This is a genomic window from Streptomyces sp. NPDC030183 (genome assembly GCF_055573455.1).
The window spans coordinates 26,124-48,186 of the sequence record NZ_JBVIBK010000042.1; the positions used below are offsets into that span (position 1 = coordinate 26,124).

The 22,063-nt window shown below is 72.6% G+C and carries 20 protein-coding genes and 1 pseudogene; 7 read left to right on the forward strand and 14 right to left on the reverse strand.

Annotated elements, in window-relative coordinates; translation table 11 throughout:
* Nucleotides 1-102: 102 nt before the first annotated feature.
* Together ACZ4Z2_RS34885 and rho are read right to left on the reverse strand one after the other, a co-directional pair.
* Nucleotides 103-1,296 (reverse strand): D-alanyl-D-alanine carboxypeptidase family protein, encoded by a 1,194-nt coding sequence (locus ACZ4Z2_RS34885; RefSeq protein WP_468081587.1) that lies wholly within the window; start codon nucleotides 1,294-1,296, stop codon nucleotides 103-105.
* Between the two features lie 90 nt (nucleotides 1,297-1,386).
* Nucleotides 1,387-2,529: a transcription termination factor Rho gene (rho, locus tag ACZ4Z2_RS34890; protein ID WP_468081588.1), complete on the reverse strand. Its 1,143-nt coding sequence runs from the start codon at nucleotides 2,527-2,529 to the stop codon at nucleotides 1,387-1,389.
* A gap of 364 nt (nucleotides 2,530-2,893) precedes the next feature.
* Between rho and ACZ4Z2_RS34895 the strand changes: the two genes are divergently transcribed.
* Nucleotides 2,894-4,684 carry a sulfatase-like hydrolase/transferase gene (locus tag ACZ4Z2_RS34895; protein ID WP_468081589.1) on the forward strand — a complete coding sequence of 597 codons (1,791 nt, stop codon included), beginning with the start codon at nucleotides 2,894-2,896 and terminating at the stop codon, nucleotides 4,682-4,684.
* Nucleotides 4,685-4,732: 48 nt separating this feature from the next.
* Here the strand turns inward: ACZ4Z2_RS34895 and ACZ4Z2_RS34900 are convergent, their stop codons facing one another.
* Nucleotides 4,733-6,325 (reverse strand): alpha-amylase family glycosyl hydrolase, encoded by a 1,593-nt coding sequence (locus ACZ4Z2_RS34900; RefSeq protein WP_468081590.1) that lies wholly within the window; start codon nucleotides 6,323-6,325, stop codon nucleotides 4,733-4,735.
* Nucleotides 6,326-6,389: 64 nt separating this feature from the next.
* Here ACZ4Z2_RS34900 and ACZ4Z2_RS34905 point away from each other — a divergent pair, with 64 nt between their 5' ends.
* Complete coding sequence (locus tag ACZ4Z2_RS34905) at nucleotides 6,390-7,166, forward strand: class I SAM-dependent methyltransferase (protein WP_468081592.1); 777 nt, start codon at nucleotides 6,390-6,392, stop codon at nucleotides 7,164-7,166.
* A gap of 8 nt (nucleotides 7,167-7,174) precedes the next feature.
* On the opposite strand, the pseudogene ACZ4Z2_RS34910 reads toward ACZ4Z2_RS34905, so the two are convergent.
* The 9 genes and pseudogenes from ACZ4Z2_RS34910 to ACZ4Z2_RS34950 all read right to left on the reverse strand — a co-directional run.
* Nucleotides 7,175-7,318, reverse strand: a pseudogene (locus ACZ4Z2_RS34910) (EstA family serine hydrolase); the annotation flags it as partial.
* Nucleotides 7,319-7,419: 101 nt separating this feature from the next.
* The gene (gene gvpJ, locus ACZ4Z2_RS34915; RefSeq protein ID WP_468081621.1) at nucleotides 7,420-7,815 is read right to left on the reverse strand and encodes a gas vesicle protein GvpJ; all 396 of its coding nucleotides are present in this window, start codon (nucleotides 7,813-7,815) and stop codon (nucleotides 7,420-7,422) included.
* Nucleotides 7,816-7,929: 114 nt separating this feature from the next.
* Nucleotides 7,930-8,439, reverse strand: coding sequence for an ATP-binding protein (locus tag ACZ4Z2_RS34920; RefSeq protein WP_468081593.1), 510 nt, complete (start codon nucleotides 8,437-8,439; stop codon nucleotides 7,930-7,932).
* 130 nt (nucleotides 8,440-8,569) lie between these two features.
* Nucleotides 8,570-9,535 carry an acetylxylan esterase gene (locus tag ACZ4Z2_RS34925; RefSeq protein WP_468081594.1) on the reverse strand — a complete coding sequence of 322 codons (966 nt, stop codon included), beginning with the start codon at nucleotides 9,533-9,535 and terminating at the stop codon, nucleotides 8,570-8,572.
* Between the two features lie 127 nt (nucleotides 9,536-9,662).
* Complete coding sequence (locus ACZ4Z2_RS34930) at nucleotides 9,663-11,261, reverse strand: solute symporter family protein (protein ID WP_468081596.1); 1,599 nt, start codon at nucleotides 11,259-11,261, stop codon at nucleotides 9,663-9,665.
* Nucleotides 11,255-11,680, reverse strand: coding sequence for a DUF485 domain-containing protein (locus ACZ4Z2_RS34935; protein WP_468081597.1), 426 nt, complete (start codon nucleotides 11,678-11,680; stop codon nucleotides 11,255-11,257). Before ACZ4Z2_RS34935 ends, ACZ4Z2_RS34930 begins: the two co-directional genes overlap by 7 nt.
* A 185-nt stretch (nucleotides 11,681-11,865) precedes the next feature.
* Nucleotides 11,866-12,450, reverse strand: coding sequence for an Rv1733c family protein (locus ACZ4Z2_RS34940; protein WP_468081598.1), 585 nt, complete (start codon nucleotides 12,448-12,450; stop codon nucleotides 11,866-11,868).
* Between the two features lie 224 nt (nucleotides 12,451-12,674).
* Nucleotides 12,675-13,436, reverse strand: a complete 762-nt coding sequence (locus ACZ4Z2_RS34945) for a ferredoxin reductase (protein WP_468081623.1) — start codon at nucleotides 13,434-13,436, stop codon at nucleotides 12,675-12,677.
* A 52-nt stretch (nucleotides 13,437-13,488) separates the two neighbouring features.
* Nucleotides 13,489-14,094: a sulfite oxidase-like oxidoreductase gene (locus tag ACZ4Z2_RS34950; protein ID WP_468081600.1), complete on the reverse strand. Its 606-nt coding sequence runs from the start codon at nucleotides 14,092-14,094 to the stop codon at nucleotides 13,489-13,491.
* Nucleotides 14,095-14,332: 238 nt separating this feature from the next.
* On the opposite strand from ACZ4Z2_RS34950, the gene ACZ4Z2_RS34955 reads away from it, so the two are divergent.
* From ACZ4Z2_RS34955 to ACZ4Z2_RS34970, 4 genes are all read left to right on the forward strand, one after another.
* Nucleotides 14,333-15,079: a GNAT family N-acetyltransferase gene (locus tag ACZ4Z2_RS34955; protein WP_468081601.1), complete on the forward strand. Its 747-nt coding sequence runs from the start codon at nucleotides 14,333-14,335 to the stop codon at nucleotides 15,077-15,079.
* A 231-nt stretch (nucleotides 15,080-15,310) separates the two neighbouring features.
* Nucleotides 15,311-16,096 (forward strand): putative protein N(5)-glutamine methyltransferase, encoded by a 786-nt coding sequence (locus ACZ4Z2_RS34960; RefSeq protein WP_468081602.1) that lies wholly within the window; start codon nucleotides 15,311-15,313, stop codon nucleotides 16,094-16,096.
* Between the two features lie 143 nt (nucleotides 16,097-16,239).
* The gene (locus ACZ4Z2_RS34965; RefSeq protein ID WP_468081604.1) at nucleotides 16,240-18,255 is read left to right on the forward strand and encodes an FAD-dependent oxidoreductase; all 2,016 of its coding nucleotides are present in this window, start codon (nucleotides 16,240-16,242) and stop codon (nucleotides 18,253-18,255) included.
* Nucleotides 18,256-18,338: 83 nt separating this feature from the next.
* Nucleotides 18,339-18,965: a PadR family transcriptional regulator gene (locus tag ACZ4Z2_RS34970; RefSeq protein WP_468081605.1), complete on the forward strand. Its 627-nt coding sequence runs from the start codon at nucleotides 18,339-18,341 to the stop codon at nucleotides 18,963-18,965.
* Between the two features lie 61 nt (nucleotides 18,966-19,026).
* On the opposite strand, the gene ACZ4Z2_RS34975 is transcribed toward ACZ4Z2_RS34970, so the two are convergent.
* Complete coding sequence (locus ACZ4Z2_RS34975) at nucleotides 19,027-19,572, reverse strand: hypothetical protein (RefSeq protein ID WP_468081606.1); 546 nt, start codon at nucleotides 19,570-19,572, stop codon at nucleotides 19,027-19,029.
* A gap of 158 nt (nucleotides 19,573-19,730) precedes the next feature.
* A complete protein-coding gene (locus ACZ4Z2_RS34980) occupies nucleotides 19,731-20,792 on the reverse strand; it encodes a fibronectin type III domain-containing protein (protein ID WP_468081608.1) in 1,062 nt (353 codons plus the stop codon).
* 520 nt (nucleotides 20,793-21,312) lie between these two features.
* Between ACZ4Z2_RS34980 and ACZ4Z2_RS34985 the strand changes: the two genes are divergently transcribed.
* A complete protein-coding gene (locus tag ACZ4Z2_RS34985; RefSeq protein ID WP_468081610.1) occupies nucleotides 21,313-21,996 on the forward strand; it encodes a glycoside hydrolase family 75 protein in 684 nt (227 codons plus the stop codon).
* Nucleotides 21,997-22,063 lie beyond the last annotated feature (67 nt).

Here is a 22,063-nt window from a genome sequence, read left to right on the forward strand (position 1 = left end):
CGTCTGGCTGTGGTTCGACGACGCGTCCGGCGTGGACGGCTTCGTCGGTTCCAACATCTACGTGTGGATCACGCTCGGTCTGCTGCTGCGGCTGCCGATCGGTCAGTCCCGTGTAGACCGCCGCCCCCTGAGCCGCAGGAACAGTGACACGACCGCCGCACCGGCCCCGGCCGCGCCCGCGATCACCCCCGCCTCCGACCAGCCGCCACCCGCGGCCTGGTCCTTCTCCCGGGCGGGCGGCCGGGACGCGCGGCGGGGCTGAGGCGCGGCCGCCGGCCGCGGCGGCAGGAGGGAGCCCACCGGGTCGACGCGCCCTGCGGCCCGGAAGCCCCAGTCGAGCAGGGAGCGCGCCTCCTCGTACACCGCGAATCCGACGCCCGACTGGGGCCGCATCACCGTGACGACGAGGGTGCGCCCACCCCGTTCGGCGGCGGCGACCAGGGTGTTGCCCGCGTTGGTGGTGTAGCCGTTCTTGATGCCGATGAGGCCCGGATAGCGGTCCACGCCGGCGCCGGTGAGGAGCCGGTTGGTGTTCTGGATGCCGTATCCCGAGCCGCCGCTCGCCGGGAACCTCGCGGTGGCGGTGGCGCAGTACGCGGCGAACTCGGCGTTGCGCAGCCCGGCCCGCCCGAACACCGCCAGGTCGAAGGCCGACGAGACCTGGCCGCGGGCGTCGTAGCCGTCGGGGGAGACGACGTGGGTGTCGTGGGCGCCGAGCGCGCGGGCCTTGTCCTGCATCTGCCGGGTGGTGGCCCGCCAGCCGCCGTTGAGGGAGGCGAGGACGCGCACGGCGTCGTTGCCCGAGCTGAGGAAGACTCCGCGCCACAGGTCGGCCACGCGGTAGGTGCCGTTCTCCTTGATGCCGACAAGGCTGCTTCCCTCGCCGATGCCCGCGAGTTCCTTGCCCTTGACGGTGTGCTTGAGCCCCCCGGGGAGCCTCGGCAGCACGGTCAGCGCGAACAGGGTCTTGAGGGTGCTCGCGGGGGGCAGTTTGCGGTGCGCGTTGTGCGCGGCGAGGACCTCTCCGCTGCGGGCGTCGGCCACCACCCAGGCCACGGCGGAGACGTCACCGGGGATCCGGGGCGCCCCGGCCCGCGGCCGCACATGGGTCCCCGACCGGTACAGGGACGCGGGCTCCTGCGAGGCCTTGGCGTCCTGGGGGCCCATGGCGACCGGGCCGCCGCCGACGCCCTCGGGATGCGACGCGAACGCGAGGCCGCCCACCACACAGACGACGGAGCAGCAGACAGCGGCGCGGGAAAGACGAGTAGCGCGGGATGAAGATCCGATGGTCATACCGCAAACGTAGGAACGGTGGAGCCGTAGACCGGGGTGCCAGGGCCGGGGGAACGGGCCGAGCACCCGGATGCCGCACACGCCGTCTCGTCACGCGGCGGGCAGCGTGGGTTGCACCTGCCGCAGGAAGGCCGCGTTGTCCGGGGTGGCGCGCAGCCGCTCCAGCAGGGTCTCCAGGCCCGCCTGCCCCTCGCGCGGGCGCAGGGCCCGCCGCAGCCCCCGTACGGCCGCCAACTCGCCCGGGCTCAGGAGGAGTTCCTCGCGGCGGGTGCCGGAGGGCGTGATGTCCACGGCGGGGAAGACCCGCCGGTCGGCGAGTGACCGGTCGAGGCGCAGCTCCATGTTGCCGGTGCCCTTGAGCTCCTCGAAGAAGAAGTCGTCGGCGCGGGAGCCCGTCTCCACCAGGGCGGTGGCCAGGATGGTGAGGGATCCGGCCTCCTCGGTGAGCCGGGCGGCACCGAAGAGCCGCTTGGGGCCGTGCAGCGCGGCGGCGTCGACACCGCCGCTGAGGGTGCGGCCACCGGCGACCGCCGCGTTGTTGTGCGCCCGGCACAGCCGGGTCAGCGAGTCCAGGAGGATCACGACGTCCTCGCCCTGCTCGACGAGCCGCTTGGCGCGCTCCACGACCAGTTCGGCGAGCGCGATGTGCTGCCTGGGGGAACGGTCGAACGTGGAGGCGTACACCTCGCCCCGCACGGAGCGCCGCATGTCGGTCACCTCCTCGGGCCGTTCGTCGAGCAGGACCACCATCAGGTGGGCCTCGGGGTGATTGGCGGCGATCGCGGCGGCCAACTGCTGGAGCAGCACCGTCTTGCCCGTCTTCGGCGGCGCTACGACGAGCCCGCGCTGTCCCTTGCCGACGGGGGCGAGGAGGTCGACGAGACGGCCCGTCAGACCGCTCGCCCGGTGCTCCAGCCGCAGCCGCTCACGGGGGTGCAAGGGCGTCAGGTCGTGGAAGTGCGGTCGGCCGCGCAGCTCCTCGGGCGTCCGCCCGTTGATCCGCTCGACCGCGGTGAGGGCGCGCCGTCCGTCGCGGACGCCCTCGACCGTGTCGCCCTTGCGCAGTCCGTACCGGCGGATCAGCGCGGCGGGGACCTGGGGGTCGGACGGGGTGGGCAGCGCGCTCTCGGTGCGCAGGAACCCCTGCCCGCCCTGTGTGGTCTCCAGGACGCCGGTGACCCGGACCGGCGGCTGCCGATGGGTGGAAGTGTGTTCGAGTGTGGTGGTGGTCATGGGGGTCCTTTCGCGGACGTCATGGGAAACGCATGAGGAAGGGGGGAGGGGAAGGCACACACCCGCGGGTACGGCTGAGCCCTGCGCGAGGTGGTGCGGGGAAGCTGACGCCGGTCGTCTGTCGACGGGTGGCCGGTTCAACTGAGGAGATCTCAGGAACTGAGAGAGCGGCACCGGCGCCCTGACCGGGCGATACACACGTGCCAAACGCAGCGTACCACTCCCCGTCACCAAACGTTGGGGATTTCCTTACCGACCGCCTTTGAACTCACCTGAACGGGCCTCCGTACAGGAGGGGGCGGCCCCGCCGACCCGAGTCAGGACCGCCGTCCCACCAGCGGTCTTCGCACGGAAGGAACATCGGGTGTCGCTCTTCACGCGCTCCGGTCGACTGCCGGACACCGACACGGCCGGCCACACCGACACGGAGGACGAGACCGCCTCCGGCACCGATGCCGGGCCGTGGCGGCGGTTTCGGGACGCCCCCCGGGAGTTCCGGCGGAGGTACCCGGTCGCCACGCGGAGCGTGTCGTGGGGGATCACGGCGCTGGCCGCCGCCCTCGTGCTGTTCGCCCTGCTCATGCCGGGCAGCGTCGAGTACTTCACGGCGCCCCAGTTCCTGCGGATCCCGGTGGAGCCCATCCTCGGCGCCGCCCTGCTCATGGCGCTGCCGCGCCGACCGCGCCTGGTGCTGGCGGTCCTGATCGGGGCGGGCCTGGCAGCACTGATCGTCGTTAAGTCCCTGGACATCGGCTTCAACCAGTTCCTCGGGCGCGGTTTCAACATCGTCCTCGACTGGGGGCTGCTCGACGACGCCGAGTCGTACATGGAGGACACCCTCGGCCGCACCGGCGCGCTCGCCGCCGTCTTCGGCCTCGTGACCCTGGTCCTCGCGTTGTTCGCCGTCATGGCGCTGGCGGTGGTGCGGCTGGCGAACCTCCTGGTCGGGCACCGGGAGCGGGCCATGCGCGGCACGGTCGTCGCGGGCACCGTGTGGATCACCTGCGCGGCCCTCGGTCTGACGCCCCTTCAGGACACGCCGGTCGCCTCCAGGAACACCATCGGGTTCGTCCAGGACCGCTGGGCCCGCGCGCGGGAGACCCTCGCCGACGAGGCGGCGTTCGCCGAGGAGGCCAAGAAGGACGCCTTCGCCGACGTGCCCGCCGATCGCCTGCTGACCGGGCTGCGCGGCAAGGACGTCATGATCACGTTCATCGAGAGCTACGGCCGCGCCGCCCTGGAGGACCCGGCCATCGCGCCCGGCGTGACGGCGACGCTCGACGAGCGGAACGGGGCCCTGCGCAAGGCCGGTTTCGCCGCGCGGAGCGGCTGGCTCACCTCGGCGACCTACGGCGGCAGCAGCTGGCTCGGCCACTCCACCTTCCTGACCGGCCTGTGGATCGACAACCAGAACCGCTACCGCACGGTCACCGCGGGCGAGCGCCTCACCCTGCCCGGCGCCTTCCACAAGTCAGGAGCCTGGCGGACGGTCGGGGTGGTGCCCGGAGTCCAGTACAACTGGCCCGAGGGCGACTTCTACGGCTTCGACAAGGTGTACGACTCCCGTGACCTCGGCTACCGCGGCCCGAAGTTCAGCTGGTCCACCATGCCCGACCAGTACGCCCTGACCGCGTTCGAGCGCCTGGAGGCGGCCAGGCGCGACGGCAAGCCCCTGATGTCGGAGATCATCCTGACCTCCAGCCACCAGCCCTGGGCGCCCCTGCCGAGTATGGTCGGCTGGGACGAGGTCGGCGACGGCTCCGTCTACCGGGCCGTCGAGAAGGCCGGCAAGGACCCGGCCGACGTCTTCACCGACCCCGTCAAGGTGAAGGAGGAGTACGGCAAGTCCGTCCAGTACTCCTTGCGCAGCCTCCTCGAATACGTCGAGAGGTACGGCGACGAGAACACCGTCCTCGTCTTCCTCGGCGACCACCAGCCCATGGCCAGCGTCAGCGGCAACGGCGCCGGCCACGACGTACCGGTCACCATCCTCGCCCACGACCCGAAGGTCCTCGACCGCATCGACGACTGGGGCTGGTCCGACGGTCTGCGGCCCGGTGACGACGCCCCGGTCTGGCGCATGGACTCCTTCCGCGACCGCTTCCTGACGGCCTACGGCACCGAGCCGAACACGACGAGGCGCCCGGCGCCGTAGCAAAAAGACCACGTCCGTGGGGGGCTGACGGGGCGTCGGCCCCCGGCGTCATCCGCCGAGGTCGAAGATCCCGTAGCCGAAGCCCCGGGCGGTGATCCCGCCGTCCGCGATCTCGACGCCCCGCGCCTCCAGCGGGCGGGGCGTGCCGGTGTCCGGCTTGTAGGGGCAACCGACCTCGTTGCGCTGCGGGTTGACCACGACGAGGTACCGCCCGCCGCGTACGTACACGAACGGGTACCCGAGGTGCAGTACCTCCACCGAGCCGTCGGGGCCCAGTTCGGGGGTGCGTCGGCGCAGGGCGATCAGACGGCGGACGAGGCGGAGCAGGGAGGTGTCGTCGGCGCGCTGGGCGGCGACGGACGGGCGGTCGGGGGAGGGGTCGACGGGCAGGTAGAGACGGTCGGCCGGGGCGGTGGAGAAGCCCGCGTTCGGGGTGTCGTCCCACTGCATGGGAGTGCGCGAGCCGGCCCGGTTGTAGCGGGGACCGAGCACACTGCCCTCCTTGTCGGGCAGACCGGGCAGATAGCGCATGCCGATCTCGTCGCCGTAGTAGATCGCCGGGAGCGTCGGCCAGGTCAGCTGGAAGGCGAAGGCGGCGGGGAGCTGTTCGGCCGTGCGGGGGCCGCAGTTGAGGCGGGAGAAGTCGTGGTTGGCGGTGGGCAGGGAGATCGTGCCCGTACCGCTGACGGCGGTGGCCGCCTGCTGCCATGCCTCGACGAAGGGGCGCGGGGAGCCCTTGCCGCCCGCGTCGAAGAAGCAGTCGAGGGGGTCCCAGGTCTCGTGGACGGTGCCCTCGCCGTTGTTCCACAGTGAGCGGAGGGCCAGACCGTCGGTGGGGCCGCCGAAGTGGAGGAAGAAGTCCGCGTGGAAGCCCGCCGGGATCGACACCTCCGGCTCGCCCCACTCGGCCAGGAGCACGGCGTCCGGGTAGGCCGTGTCCAGCCAGTGCCGCAGTTCGGTCCAGACGCGGGCGGTCTCGGCCTTGCCGGGGTCGTCCTTCACCAGGGACGCGGCCATGTCGACGCGGAAGCCGGAGACGCCGAGGCCCAGCCAGTGGTCCATGATCGTGCGCAGTGCGGCACGGTTGGCGCGCGGGCCCTCGGCGTCGACCGGCAGCCGCCACGGCTCGGCCGGGTGCTGCCGGGCGTAGCCGAAGTTGAGGGCGGGCTGCGAGTCGAAGAAGTTCGGCAGGTACGCGCCGGGCCGCGTGCCGGGGGAGTCGACGAAACCGTCGGGCCGACCCTCGGCCGTCCAGATGTAGCGGTGGTCGTCCGGGTCGTTCGCGGAAGCCCGGAACCAGGGGTGATCGATGGACGTGTGGCCCGCGACCAGGTCCAGCAGGACCCGGATGCCCCGGCGGCCGGCCTCGTCGACGAGATCCGCCAGGTCGTCGTTCGAGCCGTAGCGGGGAGCGACGTTCAGATAGTCGGCGACGTCGTATCCGGCGTCGCGGAACGGCGAGACGAAGCAGGGGTTCAGCCAGACGGTGTCGACGCCCAGCCAGGACAGATGATCGAGCTTTTCGGTGATCCCGGCGAAGTCCCCGACGCCGTCTCCGTCGGAGTCGGCGAAGGACTGCGGGTAGATCTGGTAGAAGACGGCGTCGGCCAGCCAGGTCGGGGCAGGACGGAACGAAGTCATACCGGTGACCCTAGGCGAGAGCACCGGCCGTCCGCTGCCCCAAGCCAGGGCCTAAGCTGAGCCGATGTTCACCCCGCAGGGCCCCAGCCTCCGCGAACTCGCCGTCCAGGCACTCTCCTCCGTCGAACACGGGTACGACCTGCTCGCACCGAAGTTCGATCACACGCCGTTCCGTACGCCCGACAGCGTCCTCGACGCGGTGGAAGGGGCCCTGACCACGCTGGGGCCCTTCGACCACGGCCTGGACCTGTGCTGCGGCACGGGCGCGGGGATGGAGGTGCTCCGCGAGCTGTGCCGGGAGAGCGCCACCGGCGTCGACATCAGCGCCGGCATGCTGGCCGTGGGCAGGAACCGGCTCGACGCCGGGGCTTCTGGGGGCGGTACGGCCGGCCGGGCGCCCCGTCTGTCCTGGGTGCGAGGCGATGCCCTCGCCCTGCCCTTCGGGCCCGTGTTCGACCTGGCGGTGAGCTTCGGTGCCTTCGGGCACTTCCTGCCGCGTGAGCTGCCGGGACTGTTCGCGCAGGTCCACTCCGTGCTGCGGCCGGGCGGCCGCTTCGCGTTCCCGCTGCCGGCGCCCGCCCCGCCGCGCTCTCCCTGGTTCTGGGCCGCCCTCGGCTTCGACGCGGCGATGCGGGTCCGCAACGCCGTCTGGCGGCCGCCGTTCGTCATGTACTACCGGCCGTTCCGCCTCGGCCTCGTACGGCAGGAGCTGGAACGGGCCGGCTTCGGGGTCGACCTGGTCGCCCTGCCGGAGTTCGGGTGGCGCCCCGACGGCAGCCCGCGCTGCCGCATGGTCGTGGCCACCCGCCCGGACGCCCCGGAACAGGAGATCGACGGATAGCGGCCCCGCCGGGAAGGCGGGGCCCGGCCGCCCCACAGGTCCACCACGGTCTCCCCGCGCAGCGTCACGGTGACGGCCGCCCCCGGCTCTTCGCCCTCCTCGACGTTCTCCTGGAACGCGGTGCGCACGGCAGCGAACCGAGCGTCACACAAGTCACCCGGATCCCGAACATACCGACTGGTCGGACAAGGGGGGAACCCATGCGGTCACTGCCGCAGGTCACCGTCGACCGGAGGCCGTCGCCATCCGGAGGTCATCGTCGTCCGTCGTCACCGCGAGCCGTGTCCCGCTGTCGCCGCTCGTCGCGGGACTGCTGGAAAGCCTCGGAGATCGCCTCCGCCGCGCCGGACAGCGCTCCCTTGGTCTTGCCGCGGGCACCTGCCTCCATCATCTTTTCGGGAAGCTCGGTCAGGCCGGCCGGCTTGCGGCGACCCGCTTCCAGGTCGAGGCGGTTGCACGCCTCGGCGAAGCGCAGATACGTGTCGACACTGGCGACGACGACCCGCACGTCGACCTTGAGTATCTCGACGCCGACCAGGGAGACCCGCGCGAACGCGTCGATCACGAGTCCTCTGTCGAGGACGAGTTCCAGGACGTCGTAGAGGCCGCTGGAGCCTCCCGCCGCGTCCGGGCGGTTCACCGTGCCCATCACGATCAGCCCCTTGCCCTCGAGGTCGACTGCCGTTCGGCTGCCGGGCAGGACGTCAGCGGGTAACCCGCACCACCGGGGTTCAAACGGCGGACCGCGCGGTGCCGTCGGTGCTCACGCCGCTCCGGAGAGGGGCGGTGACCCACCGGTTCTGTCGGCGTCGGCACCGTCGTGGCGAGGCAGGCGCAGCCGCGCGGTGATCTGCTTTCCGCGGGCGTGCGGTGTCACGGTGACCTGGTCGCTGACCGTGTGGACCAGGCGCAGCCCATGGCCGCCCACGCGGTACCGGTCGCCGGTCCTGACCGTGGGCTGTGCGGGCGACGTGTCCCACACGGTGACGGACAGGGCGTCACCGGTGAGCCGCAGCACGAGCCCGCACGGGCCGGGCGCGTGCCGGAGGGCGTTGGTGACGAGTTCGCTGACGACGAGTTCCGCGTCCCGCGCCAATGACGTCGGCACGGGGGTGCGGCCGGTGTGCGGGGCACGGGCGAGGAGGGTGCGCAGCAGCAGTCGGGCATCGACCGCGCGGGCCGAGCCCTCGGCCCAGGTCGCGCCGGAGTGCAGCGTGGTGTGCTCGTCCGTGCCCTGCTCATCTGCCGCCTGCTTCCTAAGCGGGATGACCATACGGGGGCTCTTTCGTTGTGTACGCCGTTCTTCGGCGGCTTCCGCCAAGCGAGTACCCGTATCGTCGCCCCCGCATTCAGGGGCACCGTCGTGACGATCAGCGAGGGGGCGATGCCGCCCCCTGCGTCCCTCAGAGGCGCGAAGCCAGCCAGCGCAGCTTGACCGCCTCCTGGTAGGGGCCCCCGCCCTCGTGGTCGTTGAACTCGTACACCTCGATCTGCTTGTCGTCCCCGGCCCAGGCGTTGAACGCGGCGAACACCGTGGAGGGGGGACACGTGGCGTCCTCCAGCGCCGCCGAGAACAGGGCCGGGGCCCGGCCGCGCGCGGCGAAGTGCACGCCGTCGAAGTAGGAGAGGGTCCGCTGGACGTCCGCCGTGCGACCGCGGTGCGTCTTGAGGTACTTGCCGATCTCGCGGTACGGGTCCCGGTCGGTGATCGTCGTGGAGCGCGGGAAGTCGCACAGGAACGGCACGTCGGGCGCCACCGCGACCAGGTCCGGAACGAGTCCGCCGACCGCTATGGAGATGCCGCCGCCCTGACTGGTCCCGAGGACGGCAGTGCGCGAGGCGTCGGTCAGCGGGTGGGAGCGGGCGGCCTCCACGGCGCGGACGCCGTCCGCGTAGACACGCCGGTAGTAGTAGTTCTCGGGGGCGTCGATGCCCTTGGTCATGAAGCCGGGGAAGGAGGGTCCGCCGCCGACCGGGTCCGGGGTGTCGCCCCCGCTCCAGCCGCTGCCCTGGCCGCGGGTGTCCATCACGAAGTGCGCGTAACCGGCCGAGGCCCACAGCAGATGGGTGTGGGGCAGGCCGCGACCGCCGCCGTACCCGATGAACTCCACGACGGTGGGCAGCGGTCCGCTCGCCCCGGCGGGCAGGACCAGCCACCCCTTCACGGGGTGGCCGCCGAATCCGGCGAAGGTGACGTCGTACACGTCGACGCCGGTCAGGTGGGTGTCGACCGGCTCGAAACGGGCGTCGAGGTCATGGTCGCGGGACTCCTGGAGCGTCTTCGCCCAGAAGGCGTCGAAGTCCTGGGGCTCCGTTGAAGCGCTTCGATAACCACGGAGCTCGTCCAACGGCAGGTCGAACAGGGCCATGAAGGACCACCTTTTGAGTTCTCGGTGCTGATGATCACACCGTACGTGTGCCGTCGAGGACCGCCAAGAGCCCCTCGGATCACGGCAGTCCGCGACGGCAGCGGTGTCGCCGCCCGGCGCGGGCCGCTCAGCGCTGGTCGGCGCCGAGCAGCACCCGGACCTCGAAGTCCCGGTACACGGCCTCCTCCTGCGGAGGGCCCAGGAGTGAACCGAGCCAGCCGAGCAGGAAGCCCGCCGGGATCGAGACGATGCCCGGGTTCTGCAACGGGAACCACGCGAAGTCGGCGTCGGGGTAGATGGAGTTCGGGGTCGAGGAGACGACCGGTGAGAACAGCACCGGCAGCACCGAGGCGCACAGACCGCCGTACAGGCTGAGCAGGGCGCCCCGGGCGGTGAACCCGCGCCAGAACAGGCTGTAGACGAGGGTCGGCAGGATGGCGGACGCGGCGATCGCGAAGGCCAGGAACGCCAGGGTGGCCGTGTTGGTGCCCCAGGCGAGCAGCGCGAACAGCACGCCGAGGACGCCCATGAACAGGGCGGCGATCCGGGCGACGCCGAGTTCCTCGGTCTCCTTCGCCTTCCCCTTGCGGATGACCTCGCCGTAGAGGTCGTGGGCGAGGGAGGAGGCCGCGGCGAGCGTGAGCCCCGCCGCGACGGCGAGCAGGGTCACGAACGCCAGCGCGGAGACGATCGCCGTGAGGACCTCGCCGCCGAGTTCGCCGGCGAGGAGCAGCACGGCCGCGTCCCCCTTGTGGTCGACGTCCGCGATGGTCTCCCGGCCCACGAGGGCGGTGGCGCCGAGCCCCAGCACGGCGGCCATCAGGCACACGAACCCGACCAGGCCCACGGCCCACACCACCGAGGCGCGCAGCACCCGGGTCCTGCGGGGCGCGAGCAGCCGCATCATCACATGGGGGAGCGCCGCGAGGCCCAGCACGATGGCCAGTTGCAGACTGAGGAAGTCCAGCTTGCTGATCGGGCCGGCCCCGTAGCGCAGGCCCGGTTCGAGGTAGGCGTTCCCGAGGCCGCTGCCCGCCGTCGCGGACGACAGCAGGCCGTCGAGGTTCCAGCCGAAGCGGTTCAGCACCATGACGGCGACGACGGTGACCCCGGCGACGAGCAGCACGGCCTTGACGACCTGGATGAAGGTCGCGCCCGGCATACCGCCGATCGCCGCGTAGATCGTCACGATGGACCCGATGATGATCACCGTCATCGTCCGTGTGGTCGGCCCGGGCTCGCCGACGAACTGGGTCATCAGAGCGATACCGCCGACCAGTTGGGCCACCAGATAGAGAGTGCACACGGTGAGCGTGCACACGGCCAGCGCCAGCCGCACCGACCGCTGCCGCCCCGGCAGGCGCCGGGCCAGGGTGTCGCCCAGGGTGAACCTGCCCGAGTTGCGCAGTGGTTCGGCGATGAGCAGCAGCACCATCATCCAGGCGACGACCGTTCCGCAGAGGTACAGCAACCCGTCGTACCCGGTCAGGGCGACCAGACCGGTGCTGCCGAGCAGTGTCGCGGCCGAGAGGTAGTCGCCGCACATCGCCAGACCGTTGCGGAGCGGCGACATGTCACGGTTGCCGAGGTAGAACTCGCTGATCTCGTCACGCTGGGGCGCGGTCAGCAACGCCGTGAACAGGGAGATCACGACGACCGACAGGAACAGGACGACGGTCAGTCGCACACCGAACGCGTCGGCGACGTTCGCGGAGACCGTCACCACGCGCGGAACCGCCGCCCGGCCGGAATGTGATGCCGCACGCCCTCCTGGTCCTCCAGTTGGGCACGGAGCCGGCGTACGACCGGGTCGACGTTCCGGCGCATGTGCCGCACGTACAGCCACGCGGTCACGCCCATGATCGCGAGCTGGGTCAGTCCGAGGGCCAGCCCCAGGGTCAGATGTCCGGCCAGGCGCAGATTCATGACTCCGGGGGCGAAACCCGACAGGACGACGTACGACAGAAACGCGCCGACCGAGAGCACCGTCGCCCACATTCCGAATCCGCGGCAGGCGGCACGCATGGAACGGAATTCAGGACGCTCGTGCACCGGTCGGTCTCCCGCCGGCGCGCTCCTCGGTTCCGGCTCGGCCGGGGGTGGGTGCGGGACGGAACTGCCGTACCGCGCCGTGTAGTTGGACACTGTGCACCCTCTTCACTGCCTCGGGGGAGAGCGGAGTATGTCAGGGCGACGTTTGAAGCATCAACAGTCTTGCGCGGGTGGATTGTGTAAACGTTTCGGACCGGCCGGCATTCCGCGTGGCGCTCGCGCGTGCCGCGGCCCGGGGTCATGCACCGCGGCCCGTGGTCAGGCACCGCGGCCCGGGCTCAGGCCCAGCGGTGTCCCCACTCGGGACCCGTACGCGCCCACTCCCGTTCCCACTCGTCCAGCCGGCGCCGGATGGTGACGCGGCGCACGGCGAAGTGCCCGGCCAGCACGATGCCGACGACACCGGCGGTGGCACAGGTCCCCATGGACAGGGCGTGCTGCCAGATCGCGGTGTTCGTCGGCGGGGCCTGCACGCTGTGGCCGGCCTGGTCCAGCCACACGTCGGCGCGGTCGCCGCGCTTCGTGCCCGCCGGCACCCGGGCCTCACCCGTCCGCGAACCGCCGTCGGGCTCCGTCCAGCGGGCCCGTACCCAGTGCATGGGGGGCTTGTCGCCGTGCGCGGAGGGGGTCGCGGCCGGGGCGTTCTCCACGACCACGGCCGTGACCAGGTCCCGCTCGGCCCGCTGCGCGGCGGCATGCGCCCGCGCGTCGCCGTGCGCCCACCGGCCCACCAGGAAGCCGGCCGCCGGAGCGCCGACGACCAGCAGGATCACGACGATCAACACCGTCCACGCCTCGACGACGTCCGAGCGTCGGCGCAGCGGATTGCGCCGCCACCGCCACCCCAGCACCTGGCCTCGCATCTCACCCTCCCTCACCGGTGCGGCCCTCATGTACGAGAACCCCGGTTAGGACTGGTCCGCACTTCCGGTGTACCCGATGGAAGCCGGGATGGCATGGTTTGCGCCGGAAATCATGGAAGGGGGACGGCGCGGGGCCGCGGTGCGGGCGGCGGGGAGGCCGGGGCGGCGGTCTCGGTGCGGTTCCGGGCGGCCGGAAGGCTGGGGCGGAGGCCGGACCGGCCGTGTCAGCCGAAGCGTTCGATGCGGATGTGGGCGACCGGCTGGCCCGCCTCGACCAGGAGGCGTGACGCGTGTTCCGCGAACGCGTTCGAGCCGCACACATACGCCTCCCAGCCGCCCGCCGGCCGCTCCGCGACCAGGGGTGCCACGTGGGCCGCCGACAGCCTGCCCACCGGCACACCCTCCGGTGCCTCGCGCGTGAACACGGGCGTCGTCTCCACGCCGTACTCCCGCGCGTAGATCAGCTCCTCGGGCCTCCGAGCGGACACCAGCAGCCGCAGGGGGACATCGAGCCCGCGCGCCCGGTGGTGGCGGACCATCGACATCAGCGGGACGACCCCCGATCCGGCACCGATCAGCAGCGCGGGCCGGTCACCGGGCCAGGCGAAGAACCCACTGAGCGGGCCGCGCACCTCCACCTCGTCGCCGGGCCTGGCCTCGGTGTGGAACCACCCGGAGACCTCGCCGCCCTCCACGTGGTCCAGGGTCAGCTCGACGTGCCCCGTGTCGTCCGGCGGCGACGCCAGCGAGTAGTGGCGCTGGGCCGTGTAACCGTCCTCGGCGGTCAGCCGCAGCATCAGATGCTGCCCCGGCAGATGGCCCGCCCAGCCCGGCACCGCGAACCGGAACGTGGCGACCCGTGCCGTCTCGCGCCGGATCTCCGTCAGTGTCGCGGTCTGCCAGAGCGCCGCCGCCTCGCTGCTCACCGCGATCCGCCCGGGCACGGCGAACCGTGTGGGCGGCGTGAACCCGGGGGCGGCCCCCACCCCGGCCTCCGTGTCGGTCGTGGACGTGCCCGGCCGCGTCGCCGTCGCTGTCTCAGTCACCGGAGTACCGCTGCTCCTCCCACGGGTTGCCCCGCGCGTGATAGCCGTTCTGCTCCCAGAAGCCGGGCTCGTCGTGGTCGAGGAGCCGGATGCCCGCGATCCACTTGGCGCTCTTCCAGAAGTACAGGTGCGGCACCAGCAGCCGGGCCGGCCCGCCGTGCTCGGCGGGCAGCGGCTCGCCCCCGTACTCGAAGGCGATCCAGGCGCGCCCGCCGGTGAGGTCGGCGAGCGGCAGGTTCGTGGTGTAGCCGCTGTGCGCGTAGGCGACCGCGTGGGTGGCGGACGCGTCGGGCCGTACCGCTTCCAGGAACACGTCCAGGGAGACGCCCCCGAAGCGCACACCGAACTTCGACCAACTGGTCACGCAGTGGATGTCGCCCTCGTACACCGACCGGGGCAGCGCGCGCGCCGCGTCCCAGTCCCAGGTGCGCGGCTCGGCCACCAGCCCGTCGACGCGGAACGTCCAGTCCGCGGGCGTGAGGGCGGGCGTGACCTCGGCGGAGAGCACCGGCCAGTCGTCGCCCGCGTCGTACTGGCCGGGCGGCAGCCCCGGATCGCTGACGCGGGGGCGCCCGGTGAAACCTCGGGTGACGTTCATACGAGTCCCACATGACGACGGCGGTGACGGCTGAGCGATCCCACCGTACGTGCCCGGGCCGGCGGCCCGGTCCCCGGGGCCGGACCGTGATCATCGCGGCCGTATGAACTCTTCGCCGTCCCGGGAATAGCGGCTCGGCGACCTTCCTTGCCGCTGTTGACCGGCCCTGGCCGGCCCCGGTCGGCCACGGCGGGACCGCGTCGGCGGCCAGGGGACAGCGGAGGAGAACGGAGAGCGCATGACCGAGTACGCGAGCGACCTCAGGGGCGCGGCCACCGCGCCGCACGTCCTCGACAACCCCGCCCTCGCCTCCCTCACCGGGCCCCACGCCCACTTCGCCGAGCGGTCCGGCCGGGTGCTGCGCTACCCCGTCGACGTCTCCCCGTGGCTGGCCCTGCCCCACCACCCCGACGCCGACGACTGGGCCGACCTGGCCGCCCTGGCCGGTCCCGGTACGGAGGTCGCCGTACCCGCCTACAGCGGCAGCTTCCCGGCCGACTGGGAGGTCACCTTCGACCTCGAGGGCGTCCAGTTCGTCGACGACGGGATCGCCGCCGCCCCGGACGCCGAGGCCGTACGCCTCGGCCCGGCCGACGTACCCGAGATGCTCGACCTCGTGGAACGCACCCAGCCCGGCCCCTTCCTGCCGCGCACCGTCGAACTCGGCACCTACCTCGGCATCCGCCGCGGCGGCGCCCTGATCGCGATGGCCGGCGAGCGGCTGCACCCGCCGGGCTGGACCGAGATCAGCGCGGTCTGCACCGACCCTGCCTTCCGGGGCGAGGGACTCGCCACCCGGCTGATCCACGCCGTCGCCCACGGCATCCGCGAGCGGGGCGAGGCCCCGTTCCTGCACACCGCGGCGACCAACGCCCAGGCCATCCGCCTCTACGAGTCCCTCGGCTTCCGGCTGCGCCGCAGGACCCGCTTCATGGCGGCCCGGGTACCCGCCGTGGAAACGGGGGACGAGCGCGTGGGCGTGTAGCGGGGCGGGGGAGGAGCGGGCGGGGGGGCGGGCGCGTACGGGGGCGCGGCGCTCCGGACGGCCCGTCGTGACCATGGGGTAGGGTGACCGGGCCAGTCGCCACGGGACCGAGGAGGTGAGACCCATTACCGCAGTGTCAGGTCGGGTGCTCTCTTCCCAACACCGCGCGGTGCACGGCCGGTAGGCCACCGCGGGAGCGCCCTTCGGCCCACCGAAAGGCTCTCGGCTGCCATGCCACCCCTCTCCACCGACTCCGTCGTCGCGGCCCTGCGCGCCGCCGGTTGCGTCTTCGCCGAAGAAGAGGCGGAGTTGATCCTCACCACCGCACGGACCCCGGACGACGTCACCGCCATGGTCGACCGCCGCGTCGCGGGCGCACCCCTCGAAATCGTCCTCGGCTGGGCCGAGTTCGCGGGCCTGCGCATCACCGTGGACCCCGGGGTGTTCGTGCCCCGCCGGCGCACCGAGTTCCTCGTCGAGCAGGCCCTCGCCGCCGTCCCCCACGCCGCGGTCGTCGTCGACCTGTGCTGCGGTTCCGGCGCGCTGGGCGCCGCCCTGGCCGCGTCGCTCGACGGCGCCGAACTGCACGCCGCCGACATCGACCCGGCGGCCGTGCGCTGCGCCCGCCGCAACATCGCCCCCTACGGCGGTCACGCCCACCAGGGCGACCTGTTCGAGGCGCTCCCCGCCGGGCTGCGCGGCCGCGTCGACATCCTCGCGGCGAACGTGCCGTACGTCCCCACCGGCGACGTACCGCTCCTGCCCAGCGAGGCCCGCGACCACGAACCCCTCGTCGCCCTCGACGGCGGCGCCGACGGACTCGACGTGCTGCGCCGGGTCGCCGCCGAGGCGCCCCGCTGGCTCGCCCCCGGCGGCTGCCTGTTCGTGGAGACCAGCGAACGCCAGGAACCCCACGCCGTCGACGTCCTGCGCGGCGCCGGCCTCATCGCCGGCACGGCCGTCTCGGAGGAGGCGTACGCCCACGTCGTGACCGGCACCCGACCCGCGGCCACCTGACCGGCCCCCACGCGCAGGGCCCGCCCTCGACGACTTCGCGGCGCCGTGGATGTGGCCTTGCCCTCAGCCATTGTGCAACTAGTTGCACAACCGGCGTGGCGTCGTCTACAACCTTGGTGACGACGCCACGCATGGAGGCCCCGATGAGCCGTTACCCCCACCTGCTGAGCCCGCTGGACCTGGGCTTCACCACGCTCCCCAACCGTGTGCTCATGGGTTCCATGCACGTGGGTCTGGAGGAGGCGGAGCGCGGCTTCGAGCGGATGGCGGAGTTCTACGCGGCCCGGGCGCGCGGGGGAGTGGGCCTCATCGTCACCGGCGGCATCGCGCCCAACGAGGCCGGCCGCCCCTACGAGGGCGGCGCCAAGCTCACCACCGACGCCGAGGCCGACCAGCACCGCGAGATCACCGACGCCGTCCACCGCGAGGGCGGCCGTATAGCGATGCAGATCCTGCACTTCGGGCGGTACGCCTACCACGCCGACCTGGTCGCCCCGAGCGCCCTCCAGGCCCCGATCAGCCCGTACGTCCCGCACGCCCTCACCGACGCCGAGGTCGAGCAGACCATCGACGACTACGCGCGGGCGGCCCGGCTCGCCCGGCAGGCCGGGTACGACGGCGTCGAGATCATGGGCTCCGAGGGCTACCTGATCAACGAGTTCATCGCCGCCGGGACCAACCACCGCGACGACCGCTGGGGCGGCTCGTACGCGAACCGCATGCGCTTCCCCGTGGAGATCGTGCGCCGGGTGCGCGAGGCGGTCGGCGAGGACTTCATCCTCGTCTACCGGCTGTCGATGCTCGACCTGGTGCCCGGCGGTTCCACCTTCGACGAGGTCGTGACGCTGGCCAAGGCCGTCGAGGCCGCCGGGGCCACCATCATCAACACCGGCATCGGCTGGCACGAGGCCCGGATCCCCACCATCGCGACCTCGGTGCCGCGCGGCGCGTACACCTGGGTCACCAAGAAGCTCATGGGCGAGGTCTCCGTCCCCCTCGTCACCACCAACCGCATCAACACCCCCGAACTGGCCGAGGAGTTGCTGGCCGACGGCCACGCCGACATGGTGTCCATGGCCCGCCCGATGCTCGCCGACCCGGACTTCGTCAACAAGGCCGTCGAGGGCCGGCCCGAGGCCATCAACACCTGCATCGGCTGCAACCAGGCGTGCCTCGACCACACCTTCAGCGGCAAGATCACCTCCTGCCTGGTGAATCCGCGCGCCTGCCACGAGACCGAGCTGGTGCTCTCCCCGACCCGGCTGCGCAAGCGGATCGCGGTCGTCGGCGCGGGCCCGGCGGGCCTCGCCTGCGCCGTGAGCGCCGCCGAACGCGGCCACGACGTCACCCTCTTCGACGCCGCGAGCGAGATCGGCGGCCAGCTCAACGTGGCCCGCAAGGTCCCCGGCAAGCAGGAGTTCGACGAGACCCTGCGCTACTTCCGCCACCAACTCGACACCCACGGGGTCGACGTACGGCTCAACACCCCCGTCACGGCCGACGACCTCACGGACCACGACGAGGTCGTGGTCGCCACCGGCGTCACCCCCCGCACCCCCGACCTGCCGGGCGTCGACCACCCCAAGGTCGTCGGCTACCTCGACGTCCTGCGCGACGGCGCCCCCGTCGGCGAACGGGTCGCGATCCTGGGCGCCGGCGGCATCGGCTTCGACGTCGCCGAGTACCTGACGGACGACGGGGAGAAGGCGAGCGAGGACCCGGCGGCGTACTTCCGCCAGTGGGGCGTCGACATGGACTACCGCGCCCCCGGCGGCCTCGCCGCCCCCGAGCGCCCGGCCCCGCCGCGCTCGGTCCACCTCCTCCAGCGCAAGACCACCAAGGTCGGCGCGGGCCTCGGCAAGACCACCGGCTGGATCCACCGCACCGAACTCAAGCACCGCGGTGTCGTCATGGTCCCCGGCGTGCGGTACGACCTGATCGACGACGCCGGGCTGCACATCACCGTCGACGGCGTCCGCCAGGTCCTGGAGGTCGACACGGTCGTGCTCTGCACCGGCCAGGAACCGCGCCGCGACCTCTACGACACCCTCGTCGCCGCCGGACGGACCGTGCACCTCATCGGCGGCGCGGACGTGGCGGCGGAACTGGACGCCAAGCGGGCGATCAAGCAGGGGACGGAACTGGCGGCGCGGCTGTAGGAGGACGGCGGGCGGGGCGTGCCGCGGGCCCGTGCGGAGCCTGGAGAGGCCCGGTGATCACCGGGCCTTCCTAGGATGAGCCCATGTCACTCCCGCACGCGATCCTCACCGCCCTGCTCGAAAAGCCCTCCTCGGGCCTGGAGCTGACCCGGCGGTTCGACAGGTCGATCGGCTACTTCTGGTCGGCGACGCACCAGCAGATCTATCGCGAGCTGGGAAAACTGGAGGGCGAGGGCTATATCCGCGCGCTGCCCGCCGAACGGCCCGCCCGGGGACAGAAGAAGAGCTACGAGGTCCTCCCGGCGGGCCGCGAGGAACTGGCCCGCTGGACCTCCGCGCCCCAGGAACCCAAGCCGTGGCGCGACGCCCTGTTCGTACGGCTGCGCGCCGCGGCGGTCGTCGGCACCGCCGGCCTGGAGGACGACCTGCGGCGCCATCTCACCCTGCACGAGCGGCAGTTGGCGGAGTACGAGGAGATCGAGAAGCGGGACTTCGGACCCGGCAGGGACACCGCCCAGGACCGCCTCCAGCACCTGATCCTGCGGGCCGGCATCGACCTGGAGACGTTCTGGACCCAGTGGCTGCGGAACGCGCTGGCGGAGTTCGCGCGACTGCCGGGAGACCGACCGCAGGAAGAACGACCGCAGGAAGAACGACTGCCGGGAGAACGACTGCCGGACGAGGGTGGGGGAGCGGCGGATCCGCAGTAGCCCGGCCTCCCGCACACGAGCGGGCGGCCTCCGTGTCGCACGGCGGCCGCCCGCCCGCCGTTCACAGCCGGTGCGGCTTGGCCCGGCGGCGCAGGTACCAGACGGCCCCCACCGTGCCGGCGGCGACCAGCGCGCCACCACCCACCAGGGTGACGGTGCCGTACTCCTCGCTGGCCCCGCCCATGCCGCCCATGACGCCCCGGGAGGGCGACGCCGTCGCGGAGGCGGTCGCGGAGATCGTGGGGGTGGCGGCGGTGACGATGACGGACTGCGTGCCGGCCGTGGTCCCGTCCCGGCACACCACGATCACGGTGTAGGTCCCCGGGGTCACGTCGGTCCACGAGGCCGACTGGCTGGTGCTCGTGCCGACGAGGGTCGCCTGCCGCCCCTGGGAGAAGTTCGCCTGCCCGCTCGCCAGCAGGGAGGCCGTACCGAACACGCCGTTGGTGCTGTTGGGGCAATCGCTCGTGGTGACGGTGACCGAGGACCCCGTGGTGCTCACCGAGATCCCCGTGGGGACGGCGGCCGACGGCGTGGCCAGGGCGATCGGCAGCGCGGCGGCCGCCATGGTCAGGCCGGAGCGGAGGAGTAGCTGAGACGTACGCATGGGTCTGCCCTCCGGCGGCACGGTCGGCGGCACATCCCTTGCGCGGCCGAGGATCGGAGGACCCGTGCTGCCTCAGGGCGAGCCAACGTCCCCCACGCCCCGCGCGCATGCGGACCGCCCCCGGGCAGGTGACGGATTCCGCCGTGCGGGGGACGTACTCACCCTCCCGTGGTCACCGTCCGCTCCGCCGAGAACCCGCCCCAGGTCCCGTCCGGCAGCTTCGCCCGGATGCGCACACGGTGGGTCACCCCGGCCTCCCGGCCCGCGTAGAAGCCGTACCTGGACCGCCCTCGGGGCGGGGTCCCGCCCCAGACCAGCGTGGTGGCCGGCCGCCCGTCGAGCTGGATCTCGTACTCGGTGATCAATCCGTCGGCGCGCGGCGGCACCCAGGACAGCTCGATGGAGTAGGCCCCGTCGGTGAGGCGCGTGCTCGCCCGGAAGCCGGTGGGCGCGGTGCCCGGCCCATCGCCGCCCCCGTCACCGTCCCCGCCGTCCCCGCCCGGTCGATCCGTCCCCGGTCCACCCTTGCCCCGCTCGGACCGCTCGGTCCGCTCGGACCGCTCGGTCCGCTCGGTGGTGAGTCGTACGGCACGGCTCACCGGCGAGAGATTGTCCGCCGCGTCGCGCGCCCGCACGGTGAAGGAGTAGCGGGTGCCGGGCCGCAGCCCCGTGACCACGGCCGCCGTCTGCTCACCGCCCACGCTGTGGATCTTCGAGTCGCCCTGGAGGATGTCGTACGACACCACATCACGGTCGTCGGTCGACCGCCCCCAGGACAGCTGGACCGCCCTGCTTCCGATCGCCCGGCCGTCCAGGCGGGCGGGACGGGTGGGGGCGCGGCGGTCGGCGGCGCCACCGGCGGGGGTGGTGGCCCGCACCTCGGCGCTGGGCGGCCCGAGGTCACCGGCGGTACCACGGGCCCGGACCGTGAACACATAGGTGGTGGACGGTCGCAGCCGGGTGATGTCCACCATGTGCTCGTCGCCGGGCACGTCCTTCACCTTCCGCTCGCCGCGGTACACCTCGTACGCGGCGACCTCCGGCTCGCCGGACACCCGGTTCCACATGACGTGCACGCTGGTGGCGCTGCCCGCGGCGGCCGTGACTCCCGGGGGAGCCGGCGGCGGACGGCGGCCGGGGGTCTCCCGCATCCCGCAGGAGACGGTCAGGAGCAACGAACCGCAGACCACCCACACCCGCACAGGAAGGCGTCGCACCATCCAGCCCCCTCGATCATCGGCTCCTGCAACCACGGATGAGACCGGTGGTACGGGTGAAACGGTTGGCGCCACCGGGTGAAACAGGCCGCACCGGCGGTACGGGTGCGCGCCTGCCGCGCCGCCACGCGCCACCACCGCTGCGGGAATGGTCTGTACCTATCCCCTTGTATGTATGCCATGCTGACGAGCCCACATCAAGAGGCCGGGGTGCTCGATGGAGGGGCCGCTCGGTTCACGGCGCGGGCCACCGCTACGTATGCTGGTGCCCTGACGCGGCGTGAACTCGCCCGCCTGGCCGTTCAGTTCGCGTCGTACGGTGCGGGCCGCTGTCGTCGCCCACCCCGCGCCGGCCAGTGCGGCCGAGCGGCCGGGGCCGAGACCGGCCCGGGCCCTCGGCCGCCCCCTCGTGCGGAGGACGGTGTGCACCGTCCGGCCCCCTACCAGTGGCCCTCCTCCTCCGCCCCCTTCACCTTGGGGTGGTGAGTGACCGTCAGTGTCCCCCAGGAGAGGGTCCCTTATCGTGCGTGTCCGGTCGTTGACGCTGGCCGCCGCCGGCGCCGCCCTGTTGGCCCCCGTCACCCTGCCCGCTCTGGCGCACCAGCAGCAGTCCATACAGCGTGAGGGTGTCGTGACGGCCGCGGAGCTGCTGGCGAAGGTCCGTGGCTGCGTCCGGGTGTCGCAGGGGCTCTACCGCAGTGACGCCGGCGCCCCCGCCGTCATCCCGGTCTGCGGCATCGACGGGGCGGTGTTCTGGAAGGCCGACATGGACATCGACTGCGACGGCCGCCCGACCGCGCGCTGCAACCGGACGACGGACCCGTGGTTCCAGCCGACGACCTCCTACCAGCAGTCCGACGGCCGCCACCTCAGCGCCGCCGACCTGCCGTTCATCGTCCTGCCCGCACCCAGCCGCATCTGGGACTACCGCGCCCACGGCATCAGGGGCGGCTCGGTCGCCGCCGTCGTCCACGGCGACCGCGTCCAGTACGCCGTCGTCGGCGACACCGGCCCGGGCAACATCATCGGCGAGGCCTCGTACGCCACGGCCAAGGGCCTGGGCCTCCGCCCCGACCCCCGCACCGGCGGCACCACCTCCGGAGTCACCTACATCGTCTTCGAGAACACCCGCGTCACCCCGATCGAGGACCACGAGGCGGCCGTGGAACAGGGAGAGGCTTTGGCCCGCGAGTTCGTGCGGCCGTGACGGCGCCGGCCGGGCGCCGTCGGCCCGGGGCCTGCCCGACCGCCTCCTGGGGCGCGCGCGGGCAGGC

What these genes read in the sequence shown, in the direction of transcription:
- ACZ4Z2_RS34960 (WP_468081602.1), top strand. Translation starts at nt 15,311, where the DNA reads ATGCCACCCCTCTCCACCGACTCCGTCGTCGCGGCCCTGCGCGCCGCC.
- ACZ4Z2_RS34965 (WP_468081604.1), top strand. Translation starts at nt 16,240, where the DNA reads ATGAGCCGTTACCCCCACCTGCTGAGCCCGCTGGACCTGGGCTTCACC.
- ACZ4Z2_RS34980 (WP_468081608.1), bottom strand. Translation starts at nt 20,792, where the DNA reads ATGGTGCGACGCCTTCCTGTGCGGGTGTGGGTGGTCTGCGGTTCGTTG.
- ACZ4Z2_RS34940 (WP_468081598.1), bottom strand. Translation starts at nt 12,450, where the DNA reads ATGCGAGGCCAGGTGCTGGGGTGGCGGTGGCGGCGCAATCCGCTGCGC.
- ACZ4Z2_RS34970 (WP_468081605.1), top strand. Translation starts at nt 18,339, where the DNA reads ATGTCACTCCCGCACGCGATCCTCACCGCCCTGCTCGAAAAGCCCTCC.
- ACZ4Z2_RS34885 (WP_468081587.1), bottom strand. Translation starts at nt 1,296, where the DNA reads ATGACCATCGGATCTTCATCCCGCGCTACTCGTCTTTCCCGCGCCGCT.
- ACZ4Z2_RS34955 (WP_468081601.1), top strand. Translation starts at nt 14,333, where the DNA reads ATGACCGAGTACGCGAGCGACCTCAGGGGCGCGGCCACCGCGCCGCAC.
- ACZ4Z2_RS34975 (WP_468081606.1), bottom strand. Translation starts at nt 19,572, where the DNA reads ATGCGTACGTCTCAGCTACTCCTCCGCTCCGGCCTGACCATGGCGGCC.
- gvpJ (WP_468081621.1), bottom strand. Translation starts at nt 7,815, where the DNA reads ATGGGCACGGTGAACCGCCCGGACGCGGCGGGAGGCTCCAGCGGCCTC.
- ACZ4Z2_RS34905 (WP_468081592.1), top strand. Translation starts at nt 6,390, where the DNA reads ATGTTCACCCCGCAGGGCCCCAGCCTCCGCGAACTCGCCGTCCAGGCA.
- ACZ4Z2_RS34950 (WP_468081600.1), bottom strand. Translation starts at nt 14,094, where the DNA reads ATGAACGTCACCCGAGGTTTCACCGGGCGCCCCCGCGTCAGCGATCCG.
- ACZ4Z2_RS34900 (WP_468081590.1), bottom strand. Translation starts at nt 6,325, where the DNA reads ATGACTTCGTTCCGTCCTGCCCCGACCTGGCTGGCCGACGCCGTCTTC.
- ACZ4Z2_RS34925 (WP_468081594.1), bottom strand. Translation starts at nt 9,535, where the DNA reads ATGGCCCTGTTCGACCTGCCGTTGGACGAGCTCCGTGGTTATCGAAGC.
- ACZ4Z2_RS34920 (WP_468081593.1), bottom strand. Translation starts at nt 8,439, where the DNA reads ATGGTCATCCCGCTTAGGAAGCAGGCGGCAGATGAGCAGGGCACGGAC.
- rho (WP_468081588.1), bottom strand. Translation starts at nt 2,529, where the DNA reads ATGACCACCACCACACTCGAACACACTTCCACCCATCGGCAGCCGCCG.